The organism is Sporomusa sp. (assembly GCF_057736855.1).
The window spans coordinates 7763-12921 of record NZ_JBYKYF010000056.1; the positions used below are offsets into that span (position 1 = coordinate 7763).

Here is a 5159-nt window from a genome sequence, read left to right on the forward strand (position 1 = left end):
CGCCGTAAGATACCATGAAGATTGCCAGAATTGGCAGCCACCAAGTTTTCGAGCCTGCGACGAAAATCGGCGTATTCTTTTTCCAGTTCAGCCAGTTTGTCTCTAAGCAACTGTACGGCAGGTTCGACAATCGTAATAGTGGAAGGCTCAATATGCCAGGTACGTCCATGAATCTGGGCCGAATCACCATACCGAGGAATATAGGTTGGAATACCAAATTCTTCATTAATCATGGTTCCTAACGGTACGGACATGGCTTCTTCACCATGCACGATAAAAATATTTGCCGGTTTTGTTTTAAAGTTTTTCAGCCAGTCGGTAAGCTGACTCTGATCGGCGTGAGCCGAAAAACCTTGCAGATTACGAATATCTGCTTTAACACTGATCTCCTCACCCATAATTTTCACTTTTTTGGCACCCTCTAATAGTCGTCGTCCCAAACTGCCTGGTGACTGATAACCGACAAATAATACGGTGCTTTCCGGTCTCCATAAGTTATGTTTCAAGTGATGCAGAATACGCCCGGCATCAGCCATTCCGCTGGATGATATAATAATAGCCGGTTTATCAAAGCTATTAATCGCTTTGGATTCCTCTGCCGTATTGGTATACGTCAGTTGCGGCAGTCGTAGCGGCTGCTCCTGATCGCCAAATATCAGGTCATAGGCTTCTTTGTCATATTCTTGCGAATTTTTCAGAAACACATCATTGGCAGCTATAGCCAACGGACTGTCCACAAAAATAGGAATCTCGGGTATTAAACCGGCTTTTAATAACTTATACAGGTGATACAACAGAGTTTGGGTACGTCCCACGGCAAATGACGGAATAACCAGATTACCGCCTTTGGCCACCGTATCATTAACGTACTTGGCTAACAATTCAATCGGGTCACCAGGTTCATGCTGCCGAGCACCGTATGTAGATTCAAGAATAATATAATCGGCAAAATCGATGATTGTCGGATCTTTAATAATAGGCTGATCAGGCTGTCCTATGTCACCAGAAAATAAAATTTTGGTAGTTTGCCCATTTTCAGTCACCCATACCTCAATCATCGAAGATCCTAAGATATGGCCAGCATCCCTAAATTGAATGGTAATCTCTTCTGACAATATCAGCTTAGTATCATAAGCTACAGGAGAAAACTGATCGAGACAGGCATACGCATCGGCTATCGTATACAAAGGTTCTACAGGTTTACGTCCCGCACGCAGCCCTTTTCTATTGGCTATTTCCGCATCAGACTGCTGAATATGAGCACTATCTGGTAACATGATACTACATAACTCAGTAGTCGCCTTCGTAGCGTAGATAGGTCCCTTAAATCCTGAGTTACACAATCTGGGTAAAAGTCCGCTATGATCGATATGTGCATGGGTCAAAAAAACAGCGTCAATCTCAGCCGGATTATACAGAAACTCCCGTCTATTTAGCGCCGTAATGACTTTTGATCCCTGAAACAGGCCACAGTCAATCAAAAACTTTTTTTGACCGACCTCCAAAAGATACGAAGAACCGGTTACCATTCCGGCAGCCCCTAAAAAAGTTAGACGCATAATGTTGGCTCCTTTTCATTGCAGTTTTTGAATTAAGGAAACAAATATAGTGGTGCAATACCTCAATTCCAGAAAACTTCAAAATTTGATAATATTCATAGTTTCTAACTTCGCCAAATTTACACTAGTTTCCTGCACCAATAACAAAAACCGGGGCAATTTGCTCCCGGTTATAAAGACTTACTATACTCTTCTTATTCTTCTCCTAATACCCGTACTTCCGGATGTAAAGAAACACCGAATTGTTGATAAACACTGTCCTGCACTTTGCTAATAAGGGCAAGCACATCTTTGGCTGTCGCGCCACCAGCATTAACAATAAACCCGGCATGCTTTGTCGAAACTTGTGCACCACCAACACTGATACCTTTGAGTCCGGCCTGCTCAATCAATGTCCCGGCAAAATACCCATTTGGCCGTTTAAAGGTGCTGCCAGCACTAGGCATCTCGAGCGGCTGTTTACTCCGCCGTCTGTTAGTATACTCATCAAGAAGAATCCGAATCGAACGATCCTCGCCATAAGCCAGTGCCAACTCAACCTCACAGATAAGGTAGCCGTTTTCCTGAAATACACTGTGACGATAGCCAAACTCAAGTTCTGTTTGCTCAAATCGTCTAAGCTCACCGTCAGGACTAACCGCAGTAACAGCCTTCACCACTTGACTCATCTCACCTTCATAGGCACCGGCATTCATAAATACAGCACCACCAATACTGCCAGGAATTCCAATTGCAAACTCAAAACCTGTCAGTTTAGCTTTAGCGGCATATTGAGATATGTCTGCTAATAGCGCACCAGCCCCGGCAAAAACGGTCGTACCGTTATGCCGGATGTACCCCATCTCTGCACCAAACTTTATCACTAAGCCGCGGATTCCCCGGTCCAGTACCAGTACGTTAGAACCATTCCCCAATACAGTAACAGGCACAGAATAACGCTTGGCGAGCTTAAGTATCTTAGCTACCTCTGAAGACGAAGCAGGCAGGCAAAAAAAATCAGCCGGACCGCCTATACGAAATGTCGTGTGTTTGGAAAGTGGTTCATTCGTTAGCAGCCGCTCCGCGGGAATAGTTTTTTTCAATTCGGCATAAAACTCTAATGATATATCAGTCAACATTTCATTCTTTGCCAAATACATCCATTCCTTCGGCGACCGCATCGCCAATTATTTTGTAAATATCAGCAGCAATCTGCTGAAAGCGCATGTGGGCGTGAATAAAGTCTCGGGCTTTAGGATTAAGAAGAATTAATTCGTACATTTTCTGCAGTTCTTGAGACCTCTTGGGATCTTCAGGATTACCAGCCATTAAATCATATTCGGCTGCCAGTTTTTTTTTGAAAAAATCCTGTACCATGGTTTTACTTGCCGCATCATTATCAAGATTTTGTTTGGCGGCTAAAAAGGCCTGGTATTCCTCAGAATTTCTCAACGCCCGCCCCAATTCATGGGCTTTATCATGCACAATCATGAAACTACCTCCAGTTCACCATCTATTTTATGCGTTATTTTTACTCTTTATACCCCAAAATCTGTTTTCAACAATCCCAGGTAAAAGTCCTGCATAATTTTTGCATCTTTAGCTTGCGTACCGGCAGATTCACAGATAATACGCGGAGTATATCCTCTGTCGGCAATCACTGCCAAAAGTGGCTCATGTGGCGGGCCAAAGGGATCGCCAAGACACCAGTGCCGTTTTTCACCGCCCTTGGTAAACTCGATGGGGCTAAAATGAATATGTAAGTTTTTCGCCGCTTCCTCCCCCAGTACTTCTCCAATACGATCAAATACCTCAGCAAATTCCTGATAGGTGGTATACTGGCCGCCAGTCACAGCATGCAAATGCCCAAAATCAACTGCAGGCCGCACCCAATCGGCCATTTTACATAACTCTAGCACTTCATCCAGTGAGCCTAATTGATTTTGTTTGCCCATAGTCTCCGGTAAGAGGTTAGGTCCTGTCAATCCTAACTGTTCTGCTTGCTCCAAAATACTGGCAAATAAACGTTTAGCCCGTTCCATCGCCTGAGATCGTCCAGTCCCTTTCCCCGAACCGCCGATATGAAAGACAATTCGGTCCGCTCCCATCCATTTTGCCGCTTCAAGTGAACGCAAAATATGGCGTTGGGTATTACCAGCAGTGGTTTCGTCTTCGGTTGCCAGACTTATATAATAAGGAGCATGAATACTCAGTTTAATTCCATAACCGGCAGCCTCTTGTCCTAACAGTTCGGCAGTAGACTGTTTAATAGTAACACCCCGACTGCATTGATACTCATAAGCATTGAGGGTAAGACCTGCCAGCCATTTCGGCATCTCCACCGAGGCCTTACATCCTGCTTCATAAAAGGCATCAGGATTGCCTGCAGGTCCAAATTGTGCATACATGGGATCACCGCCCTAGCGATTGTTTCGATGACACCCACTATTATAAGTGGGGTGTGATTAGTTCTGCTTAACTTACTAACGCATCTTGTAAGGATTATTTATTATCTATTATATTATCGCAACCCGGCAAAATTTTGCTGCCTCAATGCTTCATAGACAACAATAGCGACTGCATTAGACAGGTTAAGTGATCTGGCTTCATCAATCATGGGAATGCGGACACAATGCTCCGGATGCGCCGCAAGCAACTCCTGCGGCAGCCCGGCAGTTTCCTTGCCAAATACCAGCATATCTTCGGGCTGATACACTATATCACTATGACGTTTAGTGGCTTTCGTTGTATTAAAATAAAAATTATGGCCTTGATACAATGTTACTACTTCATCAAAATTCTCATGGACATGCACCTTGACCAAGTGCCAATAATCAAGCCCTGCTCGCTTTAAATACTTATCTTCAATAGAAAACCCCAGCGGCTTAACCAGATGCAGCTCACAGCCAGTGGCTGCGCACAATCTGGCAATATTGCCGGTGTTACCGGGAATTTCCGGTTCTACCAGTACAATATGCATCAAAATCACTCCAGTTATACAAAATCATGTGGTTTGTCTTCTGTTGCTGCCAGTTTTTGTTCCGTGGTAGTTTGCAGCAAAATAACAGCGGCAATAACCAATAAGCCACCAATAAGTTGCAGCCAGCCCATAACCTCTCCCAGCGTCAAATACGCGACACCAGCAGCAATAACAGGTTCTAAGCAAGCAGTAACGCCCACATTCGTCGGCGATAAAAAACGCATACCAGTAAAATATAACAAAAACGGAACCACTGTGGAAAATATGGCAATATACATAAATAACCACCAGTTACCCGTATGAATGACTCCGACTGTCCATGCGTCAGGTGATGCTACCCACCAAAATAATGCGGCAAACCCGAATGAATAGGTAACAACAGTCAACGGATGATACTGCCGTACTCCCCGTCTTCCATATATAGTATTAAACGCCATAATCACGGCAGACATTAACCCGCTTGCCAGCCCTAGTATGTTAAAGGTTGCGACACCTGCATTGAGCATTATCATGAGTCCGCCCATCGTGGCTAAGCCAACTGCACTACTGCGCTTTAACCCCAGCTTTTCCTTTTCAAACAACACCGCATATACAGCCATAAAAACCGGGGCCAAATATTGCAGGAAAACAGCGGTTGCGAC

Annotated in this window: 6 protein-coding genes; all 6 read right to left on the reverse strand. The window is 44.3% G+C overall.

What is annotated here, in order from left to right:
• A partial coding sequence (locus AC29Z1_RS05750) for an MBL fold metallo-hydrolase RNA specificity domain-containing protein (protein ID WP_488270500.1) occupies positions 1 to 1559 on the reverse strand: 1559 nt, incomplete at its 3' end.
• Positions 1560 to 1753: 194 nt separating this feature from the next.
• Positions 1754 to 2677, reverse strand: coding sequence for a UDP-N-acetylmuramate dehydrogenase (gene murB / locus AC29Z1_RS05755; protein ID WP_488270506.1), 924 nt, complete (start codon positions 2675 to 2677; stop codon positions 1754 to 1756).
• Between the two features lies 1 nt (position 2678).
• Entirely contained in the window at positions 2679 to 3029 is a 351-nt protein-coding gene (locus AC29Z1_RS05760; RefSeq protein ID WP_488270501.1) for a YlbF/YmcA family competence regulator, read from the reverse strand.
• Between the two features lie 47 nt (positions 3030 to 3076).
• On the reverse strand, positions 3077 to 3946 hold the full coding sequence (locus AC29Z1_RS05765) for a TIM barrel protein (protein ID WP_488270502.1): 870 nt from the start codon (positions 3944 to 3946) through the stop codon (positions 3077 to 3079).
• A gap of 113 nt (positions 3947 to 4059) precedes the next feature.
• On the reverse strand, positions 4060 to 4518 hold the full coding sequence (gene trmL / locus AC29Z1_RS05770; RefSeq protein ID WP_488270503.1) for a tRNA (uridine(34)/cytosine(34)/5-carboxymethylaminomethyluridine(34)-2'-O)-methyltransferase TrmL: 459 nt from the start codon (positions 4516 to 4518) through the stop codon (positions 4060 to 4062).
• 14 nt (positions 4519 to 4532) lie between these two features.
• Positions 4533 to 5159 (reverse strand): DMT family transporter (locus AC29Z1_RS05775; RefSeq protein ID WP_488270504.1); only part of this gene is annotated, 627 nt, incomplete at its 5' end.